The organism is Martinezella lusitana, from assembly GCF_010668395.1.
GTDB lineage: Bacteria > Pseudomonadota > Alphaproteobacteria > Rhizobiales > Rhizobiaceae > Rhizobium > Rhizobium lusitanum_A.
This window is the reverse complement of the sequence record NZ_WUEY01000006.1, coordinates 20,919-42,156: the sequence shown is the minus strand read 5'-3', so window position 1 is coordinate 42,156 and position 21,238 is coordinate 20,919. Positions and strand designations below refer to the sequence as shown.

General features: G+C 60.4%; 19 protein-coding genes. 8 read left to right on the top strand and 11 right to left on the bottom strand.

Going from position 1 to position 21,238, the window contains the following annotated elements:
* Positions 1-11: 11 nt before the first annotated feature.
* Together GR212_RS15185 and GR212_RS15180 are read right to left on the bottom strand one after the other, a co-directional pair.
* Positions 12-890: a Ku protein gene (locus GR212_RS15185; RefSeq protein WP_163987416.1), complete on the bottom strand. Its 879-nt coding sequence runs from the start codon at positions 888-890 to the stop codon at positions 12-14.
* Positions 891-896: 6 nt separating this feature from the next.
* Entirely contained in the window at positions 897-1,889 is a 993-nt protein-coding gene (locus GR212_RS15180; RefSeq protein ID WP_348643469.1) for a tyrosine-type recombinase/integrase, read from the bottom strand.
* Positions 1,890-2,347: 458 nt separating this feature from the next.
* On the opposite strand from GR212_RS15180, the gene dusA reads away from it, so the two are divergent.
* A complete protein-coding gene (gene dusA, locus GR212_RS15175; protein ID WP_281411051.1) occupies positions 2,348-3,346 on the top strand; it encodes a tRNA dihydrouridine(20/20a) synthase DusA in 999 nt (332 codons plus the stop codon).
* 276 nt (positions 3,347-3,622) lie between these two features.
* Here dusA and GR212_RS15170 read toward each other — a convergent pair whose 3' ends face one another.
* The gene (locus GR212_RS15170) at positions 3,623-3,835 is read right to left on the bottom strand and encodes a cold-shock protein (protein WP_004109325.1); all 213 of its coding nucleotides are present in this window, start codon (positions 3,833-3,835) and stop codon (positions 3,623-3,625) included.
* A gap of 764 nt (positions 3,836-4,599) precedes the next feature.
* Entirely contained in the window at positions 4,600-7,386 is a 2,787-nt protein-coding gene (gene uvrB / locus GR212_RS15165; protein ID WP_163987413.1) for an excinuclease ABC subunit UvrB, read from the bottom strand.
* 285 nt (positions 7,387-7,671) lie between these two features.
* Here uvrB and GR212_RS15160 point away from each other — a divergent pair, with 285 nt between their 5' ends.
* Positions 7,672-8,922, top strand: a complete 1,251-nt coding sequence (locus tag GR212_RS15160; RefSeq protein ID WP_163987742.1) for an MFS transporter — start codon at positions 7,672-7,674, stop codon at positions 8,920-8,922.
* Positions 8,923-8,980: 58 nt separating this feature from the next.
* Here GR212_RS15160 and GR212_RS15155 read toward each other — a convergent pair whose 3' ends face one another.
* The 6 genes from GR212_RS15155 to GR212_RS15130 all read right to left on the bottom strand — a co-directional run bounded on the left by GR212_RS15155 (position 8,981) and on the right by GR212_RS15130 (position 14,413).
* Positions 8,981-9,496: a hypothetical protein gene (locus tag GR212_RS15155; protein ID WP_163987412.1), complete on the bottom strand. Its 516-nt coding sequence runs from the start codon at positions 9,494-9,496 to the stop codon at positions 8,981-8,983.
* Positions 9,497-9,594: 98 nt separating this feature from the next.
* Complete coding sequence (locus GR212_RS15150; RefSeq protein WP_163987411.1) at positions 9,595-10,434, bottom strand: RDD family protein; 840 nt, start codon at positions 10,432-10,434, stop codon at positions 9,595-9,597.
* Positions 10,435-10,587: 153 nt separating this feature from the next.
* Positions 10,588-11,637 (bottom strand): SEL1-like repeat protein, encoded by a 1,050-nt coding sequence (locus tag GR212_RS15145; RefSeq protein ID WP_348643468.1) that lies wholly within the window; start codon positions 11,635-11,637, stop codon positions 10,588-10,590.
* A 78-nt stretch (positions 11,638-11,715) separates the two neighbouring features.
* Positions 11,716-13,308 (bottom strand): SEL1-like repeat protein, encoded by a 1,593-nt coding sequence (locus GR212_RS15140; RefSeq protein ID WP_163987409.1) that lies wholly within the window; start codon positions 13,306-13,308, stop codon positions 11,716-11,718.
* A 120-nt stretch (positions 13,309-13,428) separates the two neighbouring features.
* The gene (locus tag GR212_RS15135; RefSeq protein ID WP_163987408.1) at positions 13,429-14,019 is read right to left on the bottom strand and encodes a hypothetical protein; all 591 of its coding nucleotides are present in this window, start codon (positions 14,017-14,019) and stop codon (positions 13,429-13,431) included.
* 4 nt (positions 14,020-14,023) lie between these two features.
* The gene (locus GR212_RS15130; RefSeq protein WP_163987407.1) at positions 14,024-14,413 is read right to left on the bottom strand and encodes an acyl-CoA thioesterase; all 390 of its coding nucleotides are present in this window, start codon (positions 14,411-14,413) and stop codon (positions 14,024-14,026) included.
* Positions 14,414-14,658: 245 nt separating this feature from the next.
* Between GR212_RS15130 and GR212_RS15125 the strand changes: the two genes are divergently transcribed.
* From GR212_RS15125 to GR212_RS15100, 6 genes are all read left to right on the top strand, one after another.
* Positions 14,659-15,849 (top strand): extensin-like domain-containing protein, encoded by a 1,191-nt coding sequence (locus tag GR212_RS15125; RefSeq protein ID WP_163987406.1) that lies wholly within the window; start codon positions 14,659-14,661, stop codon positions 15,847-15,849.
* A gap of 106 nt (positions 15,850-15,955) precedes the next feature.
* Positions 15,956-16,210 (top strand): hypothetical protein, encoded by a 255-nt coding sequence (locus GR212_RS15120; RefSeq protein ID WP_163987405.1) that lies wholly within the window; start codon positions 15,956-15,958, stop codon positions 16,208-16,210.
* Positions 16,211-16,597: 387 nt separating this feature from the next.
* Positions 16,598-17,524: an ABC transporter ATP-binding protein gene (locus GR212_RS15115; RefSeq protein ID WP_163987404.1), complete on the top strand. Its 927-nt coding sequence runs from the start codon at positions 16,598-16,600 to the stop codon at positions 17,522-17,524.
* The gene (locus GR212_RS15110; protein WP_163987403.1) at positions 17,521-18,282 is read left to right on the top strand and encodes an ABC transporter permease; all 762 of its coding nucleotides are present in this window, start codon (positions 17,521-17,523) and stop codon (positions 18,280-18,282) included. The genes GR212_RS15115 and GR212_RS15110 overlap by 4 nt, the downstream gene beginning before the upstream one ends.
* 76 nt (positions 18,283-18,358) lie before the next feature.
* The gene (locus GR212_RS15105; RefSeq protein WP_163987402.1) at positions 18,359-19,690 is read left to right on the top strand and encodes a bifunctional folylpolyglutamate synthase/dihydrofolate synthase; all 1,332 of its coding nucleotides are present in this window, start codon (positions 18,359-18,361) and stop codon (positions 19,688-19,690) included.
* The gene (locus GR212_RS15100; RefSeq protein ID WP_163987401.1) at positions 19,687-20,217 is read left to right on the top strand and encodes a GNAT family N-acetyltransferase; all 531 of its coding nucleotides are present in this window, start codon (positions 19,687-19,689) and stop codon (positions 20,215-20,217) included. Before GR212_RS15105 ends, GR212_RS15100 begins: the two co-directional genes overlap by 4 nt.
* Before the next feature lie 30 nt (positions 20,218-20,247).
* On the opposite strand, the gene GR212_RS15095 is transcribed toward GR212_RS15100, so the two are convergent.
* On the bottom strand, positions 20,248-21,153 hold the full coding sequence (locus GR212_RS15095) for a DMT family transporter (RefSeq protein ID WP_163987400.1): 906 nt from the start codon (positions 21,151-21,153) through the stop codon (positions 20,248-20,250).
* Positions 21,154-21,238: the final 85 nt, after the last annotated feature.

The window sequence follows — 21,238 nt, the reverse complement described above, 5'->3', positions numbered from 1 at the left end:
GCCGTACCTCCTTAGCTGGCTTTGCGATGCTGCTCGGCGCCGCCAGACCGCTTTGCCGTTCGCGTGCTCGCCTTGTTTGCGTTTGCGCTCGGAGTCTTCGGCTCCTTTGGTCGTGCCATGCCAGCACTTTCCCGAAGTGCGGCCAGGAGGTCGTTGGGCTGGGATACCTTTACCTGCTTGCGCTTGGGCAGCGGCTTTCCTTCAATCTTGGCCTTGACCAGTTCGGCCACGGCTTCTTCATAGCGGTCGTCGAACTCCGCCGGATCGAAGGTGCCCTTTTTCGTGGAAATTATGTGTTTTGCGAGATCAAGCATTTCCCCTTTGATGCGCAGCTTCGGCATTTCCTCAAATGCTTCTTCCGCCGACCGAACTTCGTAGTCGAAATTGAGAGTTGTGGCGATCAGGCCTTTGCCGTGCGACCTGATGAGAACCGTGCGCATTCGACGGAAGAGCACGGTCCGCGCGATCGCAACAACTTTCGACTTCTCCATCCCGTCTCTCAGTGCGATGAAGGCGTCTTCGGAAATCTTATCGGTTGGGGTCAGGTAGTAGGGTTTATCGAAATAGACGTCGTCGACTTCGGAGCAAGGGATGAACGCCTCCACTTCAAGCGTCTTGTCGCTCTCGGGGACCGCCGCTGCGATCTCCTCGGGCTCAATCATGATATATTGGCCATTCTGAACTTCAAAGCCCTTGGTCTGAGCTTCACGAGGGACGGGCTTTTCGGTCTCGCTGTCGACGAAGATACGATTCACCCGATTGCCGGTAGCTTCATTGATCGTGTTGAAGGAAATCCGCTCGGAAGAGCTCGCTGCCGTATAGAGCCCAATCCCGCAACTTACTTGCCCGAACTTCAAGAAGCCCTTCCACTGGGCGCGGTGACTAGCCATGACGCTTTACTCCCGAATCACTGAGTCGCTTATCAACCGTTCCGGAAGCGATTCGTTCCGACCCGAGAAAAATGTTGATTTGCGAGATGCAATACCGGAGATTCTTTCTCGCTCGCCCCCGATGGTTTCGGCCGGCGATGCGTCTCTCTGCACATACCGTACGCCGCGACCAAGGTTCTTTCGAGCCCTTAGCTCGGACTGCCCAACCAACGCAGCTTCGTCCTTGATCGTCGTCATCCAGTGGAAATCGGCGTATTTGTCGCCGGACTGGCGGATGTGGGTATAGCGCTTCAGGCTATTCCACGACCGATGCGCGGAAACCATCGCGACCCGCGGGATGTCCAAACCGATCTCAAACAGTCGGGAGATGCCGTCGTGGCGAAGGTCGTGAAAGTGCAGGTCCTCTATTCCGAGCAGTTTACAAACGTCGGTGAAGTTGCCGGAGATTGTACCGGGATGGAAAGGGAAAATCTGCGGCGCGATTTTGGGCATGGAATCGATAATCAGGAGTGCTTCAGGAGTTAGACTGCAGCGCACGTCGTTGCCGACTTTCTCGCCAGGATGCTTCATGTCCCGCACCAAGACCTCCAAGTTGTCCCGATCGAGATCGTCCCATAAGATTTTGGTTATCTCTTCTTGCCGGCGCGTCGAGAAAATCGCGAACAAAATGATCTTGTGCATCGGTGCAGCTTCAGTCGAGCGTTTGCATCGGTCGTAAAAAAACGAGAGCAATACCTCGAGCTCTTTGATCGTAGGACGTCTGTTCCGCTTGAAGCTACGGCCGATAATTCCAAGGCGCTTCATGACTTTCATGGCATCCTTGAAGTGCTCCTCGCTCAACTCATATCCCCACATTGCTTTGGAAATGGCGAAGATCGATCCGAGATGGGACATATAGTTTCCGACCGTCTGCGGTTGGCGCTCGCTGACATCTGCACCTTCATCGTCGAGAGAATCCGGATGCCACCCACTCGCGAGATCTTTGGCGAAGCTGGTCAAGTCAGCGCTCGTTATGTCTCCACATTTCATTTGAGCGAGTTCGTGCCTTTTTATCACGTTGAGGCACTGGGACTTTGTGCGACGGACCTCCCTCACCGAGTCTTTCACATATTGATCGATCACCTCGGAGAGGGTAACCTCCGAGTTCAAAACTCGATGTAGGGCTCCTGGTTCTGCTAGGGCGACTTCACGCTTTTTGAGCCACGCTTTCGCTGCCTGCTTGCGGTCGAAGGTTTGTGCCTCCGTGTGGACTAGCTTCCCGTCTCGCTTAATTCTGATCTGTGCGGTATATGATTTCGTCCCGTTCGCGCGGGTTCTTTCTGATATGGTGCCCATTTGAGTGCTACAAACCTCTCTCGAATGCTACGCCGTAGCAGTAGCTGTGTTAAAATAGGGCCTGACAGTCGCATTCGCATAAGAATGTGACGAGGGAAATTTCAGAGGATATAGGGAAGCTGTTGCATTCTCACAAGAAAGTTTTTGCCGTTGCCCCGATGATCGACTGGACGGATCGCCATTGCAGATACTTGCACCGGCAGATCAGCCGGCATGCCTTGCTCTATACCGAAATGGTGGTGGCCGATGCGATCATTCATGGGCCGCGCGACCGGCTGCTGGGCCATGACGCGGCCGAGCATCCCGTCGCCCTGCAGCTCGGCGGTTCCGATCCTGTCAAGCTTGCGGAAGCGTTGCGGATTGCCGAGGCTTATGACTACGACGAAATCAACCTCAATGTCGGCTGCCCGTCCGATCGCGTGCAGTCCGGCACTTTCGGCGCCTGCCTGATGCTGACGCCGGAGACGGTTGCATCCTGTATCGCTGCGATGAAAGCGGTCTCGAAAGCGCCCGTGACGGTGAAATGCCGCATCGGCGTCGACGAGCAGGAGCCGGAAGAGGCGCTGCCCGAATTGATTACGCGCGTGCTCGACGCCGGCGCGGATGCGATCTGGATCCATGCCCGCAAGGCTTGGCTGAAGGGCCTGTCGCCGAAGGAAAACCGCGAGATCCCGCCGCTGGACTACGATATCGTTTACCGCATGAAACAGCGCTGGCCGGATGTCTTCATCGGTATCAATGGCGGCATCCAGACGCTGGATCAGGTCGAGGCACATCTTGCCCATGTCGATGGCGTCATGCTCGGCCGTGCCGCCTATCAGAATGCCGCGACCCTTGCCGATGTCGATCATCGCTTTTATGGTGAACCGGCCGTCGAGGCTGACTGGAATGGGCTGCGCGACCGGATGATGGCCTATGTCGAGCACCATATCGCCAATGGCGGTCGCCTGCAGCATGTCGCGCGCCACATGGTCGGTCTTTTCACCGGCCTGCCGGGCTCGCGCCGCTATCGCCAGATCCTTTCCACCGATGCCAACAAGGCGGGAGCGGGGCCGGAGGTGATTGCGGCGGCGTTCGCTGCGGTGGATTTTGCCGGCGAGCGCGAACGGGTGAGCGCTTGAGACGCTCCCAATCTGCCCTTATGGTTCGGGGCCCTTCGGGCGACCTCGTCATGAGAGCTAATTATCCACGATCGGCCATAACCGCCGCAGATTAATTTTGGGCGATCCAGCGAAGCTCACTCCACCCTCATCCTGAGGCGCGGAAGCCCTGAGCCTTGCGAAGGGCTGCGGCCTCGAAGCGCGAGGGTGGCCCCAACGACATAAGTGCTGAAAACGCAAAAACGGCGCGGTTTGCACCGCGCCGTCGGAAACCTTGTTCAGGCAGTCACTCGAGGCTTAGTTAGCCTGGATGTTGACGGCCTTCGGGCCCTTGCCCATGCGATCCGGCTCGGTATCGAACGTGACCTGCTGGCCTTCGCGCAGCGACTGGATGCCAGAAGCCTGAAGAGCGGAGATATGGACGAAAACGTCCTTTGCCCCGCCATCAGGAGTGATGAAACCAAAACCCTTGTCCTGGTTGAAGAATTTTACGGTGCCCTTGGTGGCCATGGGGGATAGTCCTTTACCCATCAGTCTTAGTTTATCCGGGAACCCCGGACGGCTTTGCCTCCGCGCCATGCGAAAGCCAGTCGAGAAGTCACGTACGGGGAAAGAACGTCTGCGCGGGTCTCTGAAACCCAACCACTGCCTGCCGCCAGCGGATCATCAAATCAGTCCAGTCACCGGCATGCAAATGCCCGAGCATGCATATGGGTGACAGGGTTTTGAGAAAAAGGCAAGGGGTGTTTTAGTTGGCGGGTGGAATATGATATAAATCAATGGGTTGTTGGCTTTGAACTTCGAATAGCCGACGAATCTATTATTTCGGAATCATATAATAAGCTTGCTTCCTATTCTTGCGACACGGATCAAAGTGCCTCCCTGGACGATACTTACCATTGCGGCTTTTGCAAAAGTCATCAGTTTGCTGGGTACATATTTCATATGAACAGCTTCGCCTTGGCCAAGGCAAAACCTCTTTCAAACCATTCTCCATGCAAATGTATCGCCGGGACTATGATGCGCGTTGAAGGGCGGGCTGCCTGCGGTTCAGCTCTCCGCCAAGGCAGGGACAGTGCAAGGTTCGGCAATCCCGCGCCGCTGACAATCTCCCAAAGACAGCATTGGCGTTGTCGTTTCCATCGCGACGGAACCGGAAATGAGGATATTGCGGCCGAGTGGTTTGCACAGACCCGCCAAGCGATGCCTTGCAGGTGTCGCCTCGCACAAAATCGGCAACTCTGGTTTGCGAACACCTGCCAGGCGCTGTCGCTTCAGCGCCCGGGTCGGCCCGTCTTGCCCTTGGTGCGTCCCTTGCGCTGCTTTTCGTCCACCGGATCCTCGTAGGAGCCGACACCCGGCTTTGCCCGCGTGATCGGCTTGTCCGGCACATTGCCCGTCACCGGCTTTTCGGTACGGCCGACGGTCATCTCGTCCAGCGTGTTCTTGCGGAAAAGCGGTGTGCCGGCGTCGCTACCCGGACCCATTTCGTCCAGGTTCGGCTTGGCGAAATAGGAACCGGAGGCTTCCGGCGCGGGAGGAGCGCGCTTGCCCGCCGCGCCGCCGCGGCTCTCGAGGCTTTTCGCTTCCTCGCGGGCCATCGGATCGTCCATGACGGCCAGTTCCGCCGCCTTGAGGCGCTTGATCTCGTCGCGCAGCCGGGCAGCCTTTTCGAAATCGAGGTCGGCGGCGGCATCGCGCATCGCCTTTTCCAAAGCGTTGAGGTGGGCCTGCAGATTGTTGCCGACGAGGTGGCCGCCATCGGCAAAGCCCTTGCCGGAGACGCCGCCGATATCGGCGCGAACGTGATCCTTCTCGTAGACGCTGTCGAGGATATCGGAAATCTTCGCCTTCACCGATTCCGGCGTGATGCCATGTTCAAGGTTGTAAGCCATCTGCTTTTCGCGGCGGCGGCTGGTTTCATCCATCGCCCGCTGCATCGAGCCGGTGATGTTGTCGGCATAGAGAATGACCTTGCCGTCGACGTTACGCGCGGCGCGACCGATGGTCTGGATGAGCGAGGTTTCCGAGCGCAGGAAGCCTTCCTTGTCGGCGTCGAGAATGGCGACGAAACCGCATTCCGGAATGTCGAGACCCTCGCGCAGCAGGTTGATGCCGACCAGCACGTCGAAAGCGCCGAGGCGAAGATCGCGGATGATCTCGATGCGCTCCAGTGTGTCGATGTCGGAGTGCATGTAGCGCACGCGCACGCCCTGTTCGTGCAGATATTCCGTCAGGTCCTCGGCCATGCGCTTGGTGAGTACGGTGCAGAGGGTTCGATAGCCCTTGGCGGCGGTCTCGCGGATTTCGCCGAGCACGTCGTCGACCTGGGTGCGGGCGGAGCGGACCTCGACCGGCGGGTCGATGAGGCCGGTCGGGCGGATGACCTGTTCGGCAAAGACGCCGCCGGACTGTTCCATTTCCCAGCCGCCCGGCGTTGCCGAAACCGCGATTGTGTCCGGGCGCATGGCGTCCCATTCCTCGAAGCGCAATGGCCGGTTGTCCATGCAGGACGGCAGGCGGAAGCCGTATTCGGCCAGCGTCGCCTTGCGTCGGAAGTCGCCGCGATACATGCCGCCGATCTGGCTGACGGAGACGTGACTTTCGTCGATGAAGAGCAGGGCGTTGTCGGGAATGTATTCGAACAAGGTCGGCGGCGGCTCGCCGGGATTGCGGCCGGTGAGGTAGCGCGAATAGTTCTCGATGCCGGCGCAGGAGCCGGTCGCCTCGAGCATTTCGACGTCATAGCGTGTGCGCTGTTCCAGCCGTTGCGCTTCAAGCAGGCGGCCTGCCTTTTCCAGCTCGGCGAGGCGGATCTTCAGCTCTTCCTTGATCGCCTTGATGGCGCCATTCAGCGTCGGGCGCGGTGTGACATAGTGGGAATTGGCGTAGATCTTCACCGATTTCAGATCGCCGGTCTTCTGGCCGGTGAGCGGATCGAACTCGGTGATGGCGTCGATCTCGTCACCGAACATGGAGATGCGCCAGGCGGCATCCTCCAAGTGGGCCGGGAAGATCTCGATCGTGTCGCCGCGCACGCGGAAGGAGCCGCGGATGAAATCCATGTCGCGGCGCTTGTATTGCTGCGCCACGAGGTCGGCCAGAAGCTGGCGCTGGTCCAGCCGGTCGCCGACATTCATCTGGAAGGTCATGGCCGTGTAGGTCTCGACCGAACCGATACCGTAGATGCAGGAGACCGAGGCGACGATGATGCAATCGTCGCGTTCCAGCAGCGAGCGCGTCGCCGAGTGGCGCATGCGGTCGATCTGTTCGTTGATCGAGCTTTCCTTCTCGATGAAGGTATCCGAGCGCGGCACATAGGCTTCCGGCTGGTAGTAGTCGTAGTAGGAGACGAAATACTCGACCGCGTTGTCCGGGAAGAAGTTCTTGAATTCGGAATAGAGCTGGGCGGCCAAAGTCTTGTTCGGCGCCAGGATGACGGCGGGACGCTGCGTCGCCTCGATCACCTTGGCCATGGTGAAGGTCTTGCCCGAGCCGGTGACGCCGAGCAGGACCTGGCTGCGGTCGCCGTTGTCCAGGCCCTCGACGAGATCGCGGATGGCGGTCGGCTGGTCGCCGGCCGGCTCGTAGTCCGAGACCATGCGGATCGGAATGCCGCCTTCGGATTTGTTCGGGCGGGCAGGGCGGTGCGGCGTCCAGAGCTTGCCGTCCTTGAAGAGCGGATTGCCGCTTTCGATCAGCTTCGACAGCGCTTCCACGGTCGCCGTCACTGCAGTACCGGCGTTGGCGGCGTTTTCCAGCGACGTATCCATGCCCGCCACCGGATTGAGGCCGGCGGCGGCGCGCGTCTTCGGATCGGTCGATCCGCCCATCGAAGTGCCGCGCGCCGATTTGGAGGCGGCGATTTCCACCTTCTTGCGGTGCTTGCCGGCTTTCGAGGCAATCTCGCGCTGGGTCTCGATGCCGGACATCTCCGCATCGGCTTCGAGCTGCTTTACCCAGTCGGAGACGCTGCCGCTGAGCGGCGCACCTTCAAACGGCGCCTGCGGCGCCTCTTCGAAACCGGTCGGGGCGGGGGATTTTTTCGGTGATCTGGCCATGGGGCGAATATGGCGACAGATCGCCCGGATGTGAAGGGGGAAAGAGTACAAAAGGGAAACGAAAGGGTGGATTTTTCCATTCGCCGGAGATGTCAAATATGTTACAACCCAAGGGCGGCCGATGCGTTATCGCTGACCTGAAAGTCCGCATAGCGCGATCCTCGCAGGCGCCGAAGGAGGAGCCGGCCGCAACGTCGATATGCCCGGCCCGATGCCGGGTTCCCCCAGCTTCGACGGCATCCGGTATCGCCCGCCTCGCCGCCGCCATCCGGTCGGAGGATCATGATGACCGCATTGGATAGCTTACGTTCCCTGTCCCCCCAGCAACGCAACACCGTCATCGCGGCCTATCTCGGCTGGACGCTGGATGCTTTCGATTTCTTCATTCTGGTTTTCGTTCTCAAGCACATAGCCGAAGAGTTTCACACGGACGTCCCGGCGGTCGCCGTGGCGATCTTCCTGACCCTTGCCATGCGGCCCGTCGGCGCCTTGATCTTCGGGCTCGCGGCGGATCGCTTCGGACGGCGCACGACCCTGATGGTCGATGTGCTGCTCTACTCCATCTTCGAGTTCCTGACCGGCTTTTCGACCGGCCTGACTATGTTCCTCGTGCTGCGCGCGCTGTTCGGCGTCGCCATGGGCGGCGAATGGGGCGTGGGGGCGTCGCTTGTCATGGAGACCATACCCGAGGACTCGCGCGGCCTCGTGTCGGGGATACTGCAGGCGGGTTATCCCTCCGGCTATCTGATCGCCTCGATCGTCTTCTTCCTGCTGTTTCCGGTCATCGGCTGGCGCGGCATGTTCATCGTCGGCGCGGTGCCGGCGCTGCTGGTGCTCTACATCAGGCGTAACGTGGAGGAGTCTCCCGCCTTCCTGCAGCGGCAATCGAAACCGCGGCGGCCTTTCCTAACCGTATTGCGCGAGAATATTCCGCTGTTCATATGGGCGGTGCTGCTGATGACGGCGTTCAATTTCTTCAGTCACGGCACCCAGGACCTCTATCCGACATTTCTGGAAACCCAGCGGCAGTATAATTCCTATACGGTCGGCGCCATCGCCATCGTCTACAATATCGGCGCGATCGTCGGCGGCCTGGCTTTTGGCGCTTTGTCGCAGCGTTGGGGCAGGCGGCGGACCATCGTCATCGCATCCCTTCTGGCAATTCCCGTCGCTCCGCTTTGGGTCTACGGGCAGGGACCGGTAATGCTCGCGATCGGCGCCTTTCTGATGCAGCTCTTCGTGCAGGGCGCCTGGGGCATCGTGCCCGTGCATCTCAACGAACTGTCGCCGGACGAGGTGCGTGGCACCTTTCCCGGATTTGCCTATCAACTCGGCAATCTGCTGGCGTCGGGCAACGCGTCGATCCAGGCCGGGCTGGCGAAGCAGTGGAACGGCGACTATGCGCTCGCGCTATTGATCGTCGCCTGCATCGTGGCCGTCGTGGTGGCGCTGTTCGCCGGCTTCGGCTTCGAGAAGAAGGGCGTCCGGTTCGGCAGCAAGGATGCCGAGCGAACCGATAGCGCCATGCGCGTATGAGCCGCTTTGCTATCGGAATTGGGAGGGGCCGGTGTTCTACGCCGGCCCTTTGCCATTATTATTTACCGCAGATCTCCGAGATCTTGGCCTGGGCGAAGCCGCGGGCGATGTCCTGCAATCCGCCGACGGAGGATATCAGCTCGCCGATAGGGCCGTTGATCCCGAGCTGCATGTCGGTGATGTGGCATGCGCCGACATCGACCGTCATGGAGGCGTCCAGCTGGCCTTTGATCGTCGTCTTCAGCACGCCATGGGACTTGCAGGCTATTTCGGCATGGGCGTTGATCTGCACTCCGCCGCCAGCAGCATCACAGACATCGAGCGATTTCACCTCGAACTTGTCCTTGTGATCGACACCCGGCAGTTTCTTGCACGGATCGGCCTCGTTCACCGATTTCTCGATCTGTGGGCCGAACTTGCTCTGCAGCAGCGACCAGCACGAGCCGGGCGCCGCTTGCGCCGGCCCCGCCGCCATCGGAAGCGGAGAGAACGGCAACACAATCGCTGAGGCGAGCAAAGCCATGCGAAGAGGCGGCAGGAACGAGAAGGAGGATATGGGATATTTCAGGTTCACGGCGATCTATCCTTGCAAGAGAAGAAGCAGCAAATCAGGCCCGGCGGGTATAGTCTTCCATCTCTTCACTTGCCAAGGCAATCCCCATCATTTGACGGTTATGGCTTGACGACCAAGGTGTCGCAGAGGCGGTCGTAAAAGGTCTGGCCACGCCATACGATCAAAGGGAATATCCACCAGACGAGCGTAAATACGAACAGGAGCGGCGCCAAGGCGCCGGTCAGGGCGAGGAAGCCGCTGGCGGACAGAAGGCTGGCGTCACGCGCTTGCTGGATCAAGTCCTCAAGCGGAGGCATGGACGGCCGCAAGAAAAGCAGGCTGGCCAGATTGAAGACGCCCAGCAGCGTCAACGGCAGGAGTTTAAGTATTTCGCGCTTGACGGCAAGTCCGAGAGGCAGGGTGTCGTTTTCGACGGTTATTACGCGCAGCGAGGTCAATCTCTTGCCCGGCGTCCGCCTGCCGTTTGCCGTGAAAAGAGCAAAAGCAAGCGGCAGGAGCAGCAGCACGATACTGGAGGTCGGTCTGACGGTTGCGTTGAGATCGATGGCATCGCCGCTGTCGTTGACGGGCACGGAGAGGGCGCGTGTCGAGGTTGTGGATCCCTGTTGCGAAGTGACTTCCGAAACGAGGACGGTGTACCCCTTGCTGCCCAGCCAGGATATGCGGCACAGCTGATTGGTTCTCGTTTCGCCGGGCTGCAGCGGCCATTCGGCCTCTATCTTGTCAACGAGCGCTCCTGACGAGGTGGTTATCTCGCAATGCCGCTTCTGCAGAGACGGCAGGGTCAGGTCCCACGGCGTTACCGCCGATATGGCCAGAAACAGCAATGTAAAAGCGATCTGGAAAATAACGATGTCGATCAGATAGGCACCCAGCCGCCGCCATAAACGGCGGGGCGGCAAGGTGGCCATTTGATGATCGGAAGCAGCAAAACTCATGAATTCCCCCCGGTTCAACGCGTGCCGCGATGCCCACATGTCGCTGCACGCACTTCAAGTTTTGCATGAACTAGCACGCTTTGCCGTGATTCGCCGGGAGGGGTGGCGGGTGATCGACGAGGCTGAACGATGCGGGTAGGGCACCCGTTCAATTCATATCGGGATGCTCTGTGCGCCGGATGAGTCATCCGGTTCTTCATCGCCGCCGCCTTCATAGCCCAGGCGCTTTGCCTTGCGGAACCATTCCTCGGCCTTGACCGGGTCCGCCGAGACGCCGTCGCCATCGCGATACATCATGGCGAGATTGTAGGCGGCGTCGGCGTAGCGATGCTCCGCCGCCCGCTTGAACCAGTAGATCGCCTGGGGACCGTTCTTGGCGATGCCTTCGCCGTCGCGGAACATGACACCGAGATTGTATTCCGCTTCGACGTCGTTCTGCGCGGCGGCTTTGAGGAACCATGCGATCGCCTGGGCATCGTCCTGCTTGATGCCATCGCCATCGGCATACATGGCGCCTAGATTGAACTGGGAGCTGGCATCACCCTGGTCGGCCGCCTTGCGGAACCAGGAGAGGGCGGTAGCGCCATCCTTGGCGACACCTTCGCCATCGCGGTACATGATGCCGAGATTGAACTGCGCCTCGACCTTGCCCTGCGCTGCGGCCTTGCCATACCACAGGACGGCCTTGTTCTTGTCCTTCTCGATGCCGTCGCCCTGGTCGTACATGGTGCCAACGTTGAACTGCGCGTCCGCGTCGCCCTGTTCGGCGGCCTTGCTGTACCAGGCGAAGGCCTGCGGCTTGTCCTGGGCCACGCCTTCGCCCGTGTCGTAGACGACGCCGAGATTGTATTGCGCGTTGAGATACCCCTGCGCAGCCGCCTTCCTGTACCACAGAATGGCCTGGCTCTTGTCGACGGCGATGCCCTGGCCCTGGTCGTACATGGTGCCGACATTGAACTGGGCTTCGGCATTGCCCTGATCGGCCGCCTTCCTGTACCAATCGAGGGCCCGGCTCAGGTTCTTTTCGACCCCGTCGCCTTCCTCGTACATCTGCCCGAGCTTCATCTGCGCTGCGACGTTGCCCTTATTCGCCAAGGGGCGCCAGTAATCCGGGCCGGTCTTGAAGTCTCCGCGATCATAGTCGTTGCGGCCGACATCGGCGTGCGCGGCACCCATGGACGCCAGCGCGAAGAGCAAAGCCACGGCCCCCTTCTTCCAATTCACAGTCTACCCCTCAGTCGAAAATCCGTTTAGTCGAGCTGGCGAACGCTTTGTGACCCGTCAGGGTACGAGCGCCATCAGCAAATGAAATATGACCCAGCCCGTCATGTCGCCGGCACCCTTCTGCCCGGCCGCTCCCTGTCCCAGCGGTCCGAGATCTCTGATCGGGCCATCGCCGTTGGCTTCCATATAGCTCAGTCCGTGCTGCGCTTCCGGCAATCCCTTGGCCGCAGCCTTGTTGAACCAATCGGCGGCAATCCTCGAGTCCTTCGGCACGCCATAGCCGTTATAGTACATATGACCAAGACCGTACTCCGCACGCGCATCGCCCTGATCTGCTGCTTTGCGAAACAGGTCTACCGTCTGGGCATAGTCTTTGGCTACACCTGCGCCCTGATAATAAAGATAGGCGAGGGCGTATTCCCCTTGCGAATTGTTCTGGTCGGCCGCCTTGCGGTACCAGCTTGCCGCGGCCGCTTTGTCAGACGCCGTTCCCTGGCCGCTGTCATACAAATAGCCCAGGTCATATTGCGCATCCGGATCGCCCTGAGCCGCGGCCTTTCCATACCATTCGAACGCCTTGGCATAATCCTTTGCGACGCCGCGCCCGGCCGCATACATCGTGGCGAGGGCGAATTCACCCTGCACATAGCCCCGGTCGGCGGCCTTGCGATACCACCGTACCGCGCTGCCCTCATCGACCTTCACGCCGTCGCCGTTGGCATAGAGATAGCCGATGGCATATTGCGCGTCGGGACGCCCCTGATCGGCGGATTTGCGATACCATTGAAGCGCCTGCCTGTAATCGCGTGCGACGCCCGTTCCGTTCGCAAGGCTGTAGCCCACCGCATACTGCGCGTCGGCGCGCCCCTTCTCGGCTGCTCGCATGTACCAGGAATAGGCTTCGGCATCGCTCTGCTCGACACCCTTGCCATTGGCATAGGCGTAGCCGACGGCGTACAGGCCCTGTGCGTTTCCCTGATCGCCCGCCTTCTTATACCAGGCGACGGCCTGGGCGGGGTCTTCCGTGGTGCCCTGGCCATTGTCATACATGTAGCCGAGCGCATACTGGGCGTCCGAGCGGCCCTGATCGGCCGCCTTGCGATACCAGCCGAGTGCGATGCTTCCGTCCTGTTGCACGCCGAGGCCGTTGGCATACATGTATCCCAGCGCATATTGCGCCTGAGCCTGCCCCTGGGCGGCGGACTTCTGATACCAGGTGACGGCGCCCTCGTTGTCGACATCCATGCCGCGGCCATTGGCATAGGAATAGCCGATGGCATATTGAGCGTCGGCATTGCCGCGCTGCGCCGCCCTCAGATACCAGTCATTCGCCTGTTTCAGATCCACATCGACGCCGCGGCCGCTGGCATACATATAGGCCAGCGCATATTGCGCCTGTGCATTGCCCTGTTCGGCCGATTTCCGATACCAATCGACGGCCTGCTCGTCGTCCTGCTCTACGCCCTGGCCGTTGGCGTAGCGATAGCCGAGGCCGTATTGTGCGGCCGGATTGCCCTGTTTTGCGAATTCCACCCAATATTTCAGGTCGATCGTGGTGTTGGCCGGCCCCGGCGCGGGGTCTTCGGCATGAGCAAGCCACGGCAACGAAAGAGCAATCGCCAGTCCCAATACATAGCTCTTCGTCTTCAAGGCCTGCGTCTCCCACCTGCGTCTCGGAAGCCAATCGATCTGAACAATATGGCGATGTCTTGGTCAAGGATCGTAGAGCACAGAAATGGCGGCCGTTTTACGACCGGCGGAATGCGATCCTCATACCGGAAGCACGTCATAGAGGCGGAAGATCCATGTGATCTGGTAGATCAGCCCGACAATCACGAATGCCGCCTGGAAACGCCGGTTGGCGGTGATCGCGGCGACGATGCAAAGGACGATGTAGACGATGTTGCGCGTCGGGTATTCCCAGCCGAGGGAGTGGAAGTAGGTCTCGCCCTTCAGCATCGTGTCGATGAGATCGACGGCGTAGGTCACGGCAAGCAGGCCGAAGAACCAGCGGCGTCTGGAGATGAAATACTCCTCGAAGCCGCCATAGTCCTCGACCGACGGCGGATTCAGCAGGACGCAGAGGAAGTAGAAGAGGCAGCAGAAGCAGATGAGAAAGAGGTAGACGCCGAAATTGATCTGCGCGACGGATTGCAGCCGGTATTCCCACCACCAGAAGTGGATGATGAACAGGAACATCGACAGCACCCAGCCGATATGGACGAGGTAGATCTTGTTCTTGCCGGGCGATTGCACGAAACCGGCGAGCCGGGTCAGAAGCTGGGCGAGCGAAAGGCCGATCACCATGCTCATGACAGTCCTGATATAGACGTAGACCTCCGGTGTATGGACGGAACCCATGGCGTCAGCTCTCCTCTGGCACGGCCTTCGGCTCTCCATTCTCGTCGAGCGCGACCATGATGAACGTTGCGGCGGTCACTTTTTCCAGCGTGTTGTAGCGTGCGCGGTGCGCCCACGCCTCGACGTTCAGCGTGATCGAGGTGCGGCCGACGCGCTCGATATCGGTGAAGACGCTCAGCGTGTCGCCGATCTTGACCGGCAGCTCGAAGGCCATCTCCTTGACTGCCGCCGTGACGACGCGGCCGCGCGCGCGTTCCGCCGCGCGGATGCCGCTTGCCAAGTCCATCTGCGCCATGACCCAGCCGCCGAAGATATCGCCGGCGGGATTGGCGTCGGCGGGCATGGCCAGCGTGCGCAATGTGAGCTCACCTCTCGGTTTGACGCTGTCGTTCATTCATCTGCTCCTGTTGCGCTGCCCGATTCCGATATTCAACCTATGCAATCCGGTCGAATTGGAAAAGCCGTATCGGCATTTGTGCAAAGGACTTCTACTGGGGCGACAGCCCTGCTTGAACTGGCTTCTGCGTTATGAAGTGCCGGCCTGAAACATCACGATCCGCGGCGGTAAGCATTCGTTCACCCTTCCCGTTTAGAATTTGTAATCGTTACCGACCGTGGCTGGGGCAGCGGATCAGGAATATGACCATTTTACCCATTCTACGGCGGGTTGCGCTGCCATTGCTGTTGTCGTCGGCGCTGGTCGCCTGTACGGCCGATAGTCTCGTGCCGCCCTCCGGCATCGACAGTTCCGCGCGCGTCGGCTCCATCAAGCCGCATAGAAGCGTGCAGCAGCGGCAGTTCGCCTATCAGGGCGTGCAGGATCCCGTCGTTTCCGCCTCCAGCAATTATAATGGCGGCCCCGTTCGCTCCGGCGGAAGCGGCGAGGCCGTGACCACGTCGGATGTCGAAACCGGGCTGGCGCAGCAATCCGACGTTCCCTCCCAGGGCGTCAATATGGATGCCGAGCTCGGCGTCGGTCCGAGCGAGGAGGAACAGTCCCCATCGGTGGTCGGGCTTGCGCAGGAAGAACAGCAGAATATCGCCGAAGGCCAGTCCGATCAGCCGGTCGTCGACGGCATCGGCACGGATGCGCCGGTGCAGACCAATCGCTCCACTCTTCAACGGCCGGCGGCACAGGCCGAACTCAACCAGTCGCGGATACCGAGGCAGCAGCCGGGAACCCAGGTCGCCATGCTGCCGCGCGTCGAAAATCCGATACCGCGCCTCGATCAGCAGTTCGAGGCGCCGCAATCGACGCCGGGCATGATGCCGCCTTCGGAAATCGCCTGCCGCCAGGAGCTGCGGCGCATGGGCGTCGCCTATACCGACAAGCCGGCGATCTCGAACGGTCCGGCCTGTCAGGTTCCTTACCCGATTTCGCTGAGCGGACTTTCCGGCAACATCGCCGTCCGACCGGCCGTCACGCTGAACTGCCAGGTGACGCTTGCCTTCGCCAAGTGGGTGAAGAACGAGCTGGCTCCGGCGGCGCGCACGCGCTACTGGTCCGGCATCGGTACGATCGTGCCGCTCGGCGGCTATTCGTGCCGGCGGATGAACAATAGCCGGCAACGCTATAATCCCATGTCGGAGCATGCACACGGAAATGCGATCGACGTCGGCACCTTCGTCCTGAAGAACGGCCATGTGATCGATATACGCAAGAAAGGCCTTTTCTCCTTCCGCGAGGGTCAGTTGCTCAAGGCCGTTCGTGTCGACAGCTGCCGCTATTTCGATACGGTGCTCGGGCCGGGCAGCAATCCGGAGCATTGGAACCACTTCCATTTCGACCTCCGGGATCGAAAGGGCGGCCGGCGCTATTGCAGCCTTTGATTGACGTTTCGTCGGAACACTATCCGCTCTTGCCGAACCGCGAAGCTGGTTTACGTATGCGGGGAATCGCGTTTAAGTGCGCGTGCCAAGGGCAGGAGAGGGTTTCATGGAAGAAGCACCGAGACGAAAGAAAAGCCTGGGAAGGGCGCTCATTGCCGCGCTGGTTGCCATCGTCATCGTGATTGGCGGCCGGTGGTACGCCTATGTTGCGTATGCCGACGATCCTTTCGATGAAGTCGGCATTGGTCTCAATACGATGATGCCCGGACCCATTCGCGACAAGGGTTGCGAGATGCTGAAGGCGCGGTTCGAGCACAAGACGTTGCCGCCGGCCGGTTGCGGCGTGAACGGGAACTGGTAACGCCCGCTTTGCGGAACGCAGGCTCGCGAAAAAAAAGAAAAGCCGGCTATTGCCGGCTTGAAACGGTGCATGACAACGACGGGGGATCCTTGCCTGCTCCAAAAAAGAACTTCATGTTGCAATGATGTATGCAATACGAATGCGAAGGCAATAAATCGGCCAATACAGCAGGCGCTGACGATGCCGCCAAGAGGCGTTGGGCGGAGTTGCGACAAACGTTGCTCACCTAAGAAGCTATATGCCCGACGAAGGTCACGATTTGATGACAGCTTATTTGGCTTAGACGAACGCTGTGTTTCACCACCGTGGGGTGGTAAAAGCCGAAGACCGGTTATATAGCGGGCAAACGCCGCGAAATTCATCACAAAAGCCGGACTTTGCCGCATCATGGCTCCGATCATTTCCATTCGCAATCTTACGAAAACATACTCCAACGGGTTCCAGGCCCTGAAAGGTATCGACCTCGATATCGAACGGGGTGAAATCCTGGCGCTGCTCGGGCCGAACGGCGCCGGCAAGACGACGCTGATTTCCATCGTCTGCGGGATCGCCAATCCGAGCAGCGGTTCGGTGACCGTCGGCGGCCATGACGTCGTGCGGGATTTTCGTGCCACGCGCAGCCTGATCGGCCTGGTGCCGCAGGAGCTGACCACCGATCAGTTCGAAACCGTCTGGAATACGGTGAGGTTTTCGCGCGGGCTTCACGGCAAGAAGCCGAACCCGGAATATATCGAAAGAGTGCTGCGCGATCTTTCTCTCTGGGAGAAGAAGGACAACATGCTTCGCCAGCTTTCCGGCGGCATGAAGCGGCGTGTGCTGATCGCCAAGGCGCTTTCGCACGAACCGGAGATCCTTTTCCTCGACGAGCCGACTGCCGGTGTCGACGTGACGTTGCGAAAGGACATGTGGCATGTCGTCGAGCGTCTGCGTGCTTCCGGCGTGACGATCATTCTCACGACCCATTACATCGAAGAGGCTGAAGAGGCGGCCGATCGCGTCGGCGTCATCAATGGCGGCGAGCTGCTGCTGGTTGAGGAGAAGAAAGCGTTGATGGCCAAGCTTGGCCAGAAGCAGCTCATCCTCGATTTGAACGAGCCGCTGGGGGCCATCCCGCATTGTCTCGACGGCAACGGGCTTTCGCTCGGGCCGAACGGCCTGACCCTGATCTATGACTTCGATACCCAGAACGAGCAGTCGAGCATCGCGACCCTGCTGTCGAAGCTGGCTGCCGAGGGAATTCATTTCAAGGATCTCTCGACGCGTCAGAGCTCGCTCGAGGATATCTTCGTATCGTTGGTGGGAGCGGGCAAATGAACTTCGAGGCGATCAAATCCATCTACGCTTTCGAAATGGCCCGCACGCGCCGCACATTGCTGCAGAGCGTGGTCTCCCCGGTCATTTCCACGTCGCTCTATTTCATCGTCTTCGGCGCGGCGATCGGGTCGCGCATCAACCTGGTGGAAGGCGTTTCCTACGGAGCGTTCATCACCCCCGGCCTGATCATGCTGACCTTGCTTGGCCAGTGCATCAGCAACGGTTCCTTCGGCATCTACTTCCCGAAATTCACGGGCACGATCTACGAGGTGCTGTCGGCGCCCGTCGCCATGACCGAGATCGTTCTCGGCTATGTCGGCGCGGCGGCGACTAAGGGCATGCTGATCGGCCTGATTATTCTCGCCACGGCCAGCTTCTTCGTGGATATCAGGATCGAGCATCCGTTCATGATGATCCTGTTCTTCGTGCTGACGGCGATAACCTTCAGCCTGTTCGGTTTCATGATCGGCATCTGGGCCGGGAATTTCGAGCAATTGAACCTCATCCCGATGCTGGTGGTGCCACCGTTGACCTTCCTCGGCGGAAGCTTCTATTCGATCAACATGCTGCCGCCCTTCTGGCAGGCGGTCAGCCACATCAACCCGGTTCTCTATCTGGTCAGCGGATTCCGCTGGAGCTTCTATGGCATCGCCGACGTCAATCCGGTGCTGAGCCTTGCGATGATCTCGCTTTTCCTCGTCGTCTGCCTGGCTATCCTCGGCTGGATTTTCAGGACGGGTTATCGCCTGAGAAACTGATGGCGGCGCCGGTCCGGCGGGTTTAAGGAAGCTTGCGGCTTTTGCGGCCGCATGGAAATCGTTGAAAAGGCCCCCCATGTCGCAGTCCCATCCCAGCCAGGCGCTATCCGATGCCCTTCGTCGGCTCGACCAACTGACCAATTGGGAGCGCAAGCCGCGCGGGGAGATGCGGGTCGGTCTCGAGCCGATGCTCGATCTCATGCAGCGCCTGGGCAATCCCCATCGCAATTTTCGCGCCATTCATGTCGCCGGCACCAAGGGCAAGGGGTCGGTATCGGCCCTTCTCGAAGCCGGATTGCTGCGGGCCGGCTGGCAGGTCGGCCGCTATGCCTCCCCACATGTCGACCGGGTGAACGAGCGCATCAGCGTTCTGGGCCGGGAGGTCGAGGACGATGCGCTGGCGAAGGCGATCATGCAGGTTCTGGATTGCTATGAAAGCGCGAAGCAAGCCGCGACGGCCGCGGAGGATGCGACCTGGTTCGATGTGATAACGGCCGCCGCCTTCGTCGTGTTCGGAAACGCCGGCTTGAACTGGGTCGTCGTCGAAGTCGGGCTCGGCGGCAGGCTGGATTCCACCAATGTGGTCTTCGGCGAAGTCGCCATCGTCACCAATATCGGGCTCGAGCACACGGAAATTCTTGGGGCCACGCGGGAGGCGATCGCACGCGAGAAGGTCGGCATATTGAAGCCCGGTGCGGTGCTTGTCACCGCGCTTGCCGCTGGCGATGCAGCGGGTCAGGTGCTGCAGCAGCGCGCGGATGAACTCGGGTGCGAGGTGCTGCGGACAGATCTTCCCCGGGATGCGACCATTGCGGACACGAATATCGCGCTGGTCGGCCTGGTGTTCAATCACTTGGGGCAACAGGGCGAGCGTGTTCATGGTGGGAGCGACGCGGGCCAGCCCATCGGCGCGTGGCTGCTTGAACCCGCCGTGGTCGACAAGGCACGTCTGCCGGGTCGCATGGAGCGCGTCGACTTCGCCCTGCCGCCGGCGTTGCGGAATGAGCGGCAGACGGCGCCCATGGTGATGGACGGCGCGCATGTGCCGTTCAATATCGAGGCTGTGCTGCGCGACATCACCCGTTCGCCTGGCGTCAGCGGCGATTGTATCGCCATCGTTGCCTTGGCGTCCGACAAGGATGCCCCGGGCTTTCTGAACGTGCTGTCGCGCTACGTTTCCCATGCCATCTTCACGGAGGCATCCGGCTCTGGTCGAGCCCATGCGGCAAAGGAACTGGACGCACTCTGGGCATCCATGGGCATGGTGGGCGAGGCTGAACCGGACCCGCTGAAAGCATTGGATCGTGCCGTGGCGAAAGCTGCCGGAGGCGGTGGCTGGATTCTTGTGACCGGCTCGCTCTATCTTGTCGGTGCATTGCGTAACACGGTCCTGAGGAATGCCGGGTGACGACTGAAATCTCCATCAGGCCGGCTCTCGCCGATGATGTCGCCGATATCGCGAGGCTGCATCGCGCGATCTGGTGCGAGACCTATCGCGATCTTGCACCCGACGAAGTCTACCGAGCGCTCGATGAGGAATACCGCCGCGTTCGGTGGGCGGATATGCTTTCCAGACCCCGGAAGGATCAGCGCGTGCTTCTGGCGGTGCAGGGCGGGCGGCTCGTCGGCATCGGCGCGATTGCCGCGCCGTCCGAGCCGGCATTCGAAGGGCGTTGCGAAGTGAAGTCGCTCTACATCGATCCCTCCGTCAAGCGTCAGGGGCTCGGCCGCCGGCTGATGCGCGAGCTGGCGCGCGAGGTTGGGGAGCTGGGTTATTCGGCAGTCGGGCTCGGCGTCGTCGTCGGCAACGAACCGGCAATCGCCTTCTACCGCGCGCTGGGCGGACGATTGATCGGCCGGTACACCGATCCGGGGCCGATCTGGCGTTCCGACAACCTCATTTTCGCGTGGGACGACCTGTCTCTGCTGATCTGATCGATCGGAGCTGGTCGAAACCGGCGGCTTTCAGCCGGCAACGACCCGCTTGCGCGGCGCGATGGTCATCGCCATGACGCCGGCCACGACACAGACGAGACCGATCGCCGCCGTCGGGGACAGCGGCTCGCCAAGGAAAGCCACGCCGATGCCGACGCCGATCGGGACGCGCAGATAGGCCTGCGCCGTCGTGCCGACGGGGCCGAGGGTCTGGATGAGGCGGAAGTAGATGCTGAAGGCGAGGGCGGTTGACACGACCGACAGGCCGAGCAGCGCCAGGATTGAACTCGAAGACGGTGCAACCTGCCAGGGATGCTCGAAAATCAGGCTGGCGGGAATGAGAAAAACAGCACCGCAGAGCAATGAGCCGGCTGCGGGCATCATCGGATCCAGTCCCTTGAAATTACGGCCGAACAAGGCGGCGCAGGCATAGAAGATCGATGCCGCGACGACGGCGAGCTGCGGCAGCAACTGCCTGCCCATGCCATGCAGCGCATCGAGGCCGATGATCAGGCAAATGCCCGCCATGCCGGCAATCACGCCGAACAGCTTGCGTCCCGTCAGCGGTTCGCTGCGCAGCAGGAATGCGGCGATCAGGAAGGCGAATATCGGCGTCGTGGAATTCAATATGGTTGCGAGACCGGCATCGACGGTCTGTTCGGCCCAGGCGATCAGGGTGAAGGGAATCGCGCTGTTGAGGCAGGACTGGATGAAAAAGCGCTTCCAGGTGGCCGCGTCCCTGGGCAGCCGCAGGCCGCGCCAGCGAATGATCGCGAGCAGGACGCCGCCGGCGATCAAGGTGCGCGCGGCAATCAGCGTGATCGGCGGAATGGTCGCGACGCCGATGCGGATGAAGGTATAGGAGGCGCCCCAGCAGGTCGCGAGGGCAAGGAGAAGCAGCAGTTCCGTCGTTATGTTGGTCTTTGCGGGCGCCATGGTGTTTCACTCTTCGTGCGGTTCGGATCTGCCGTCTTTTAGAGTGAAGGGGTCGAGGAATGCTTCGGTCCCAACCGAACTATCG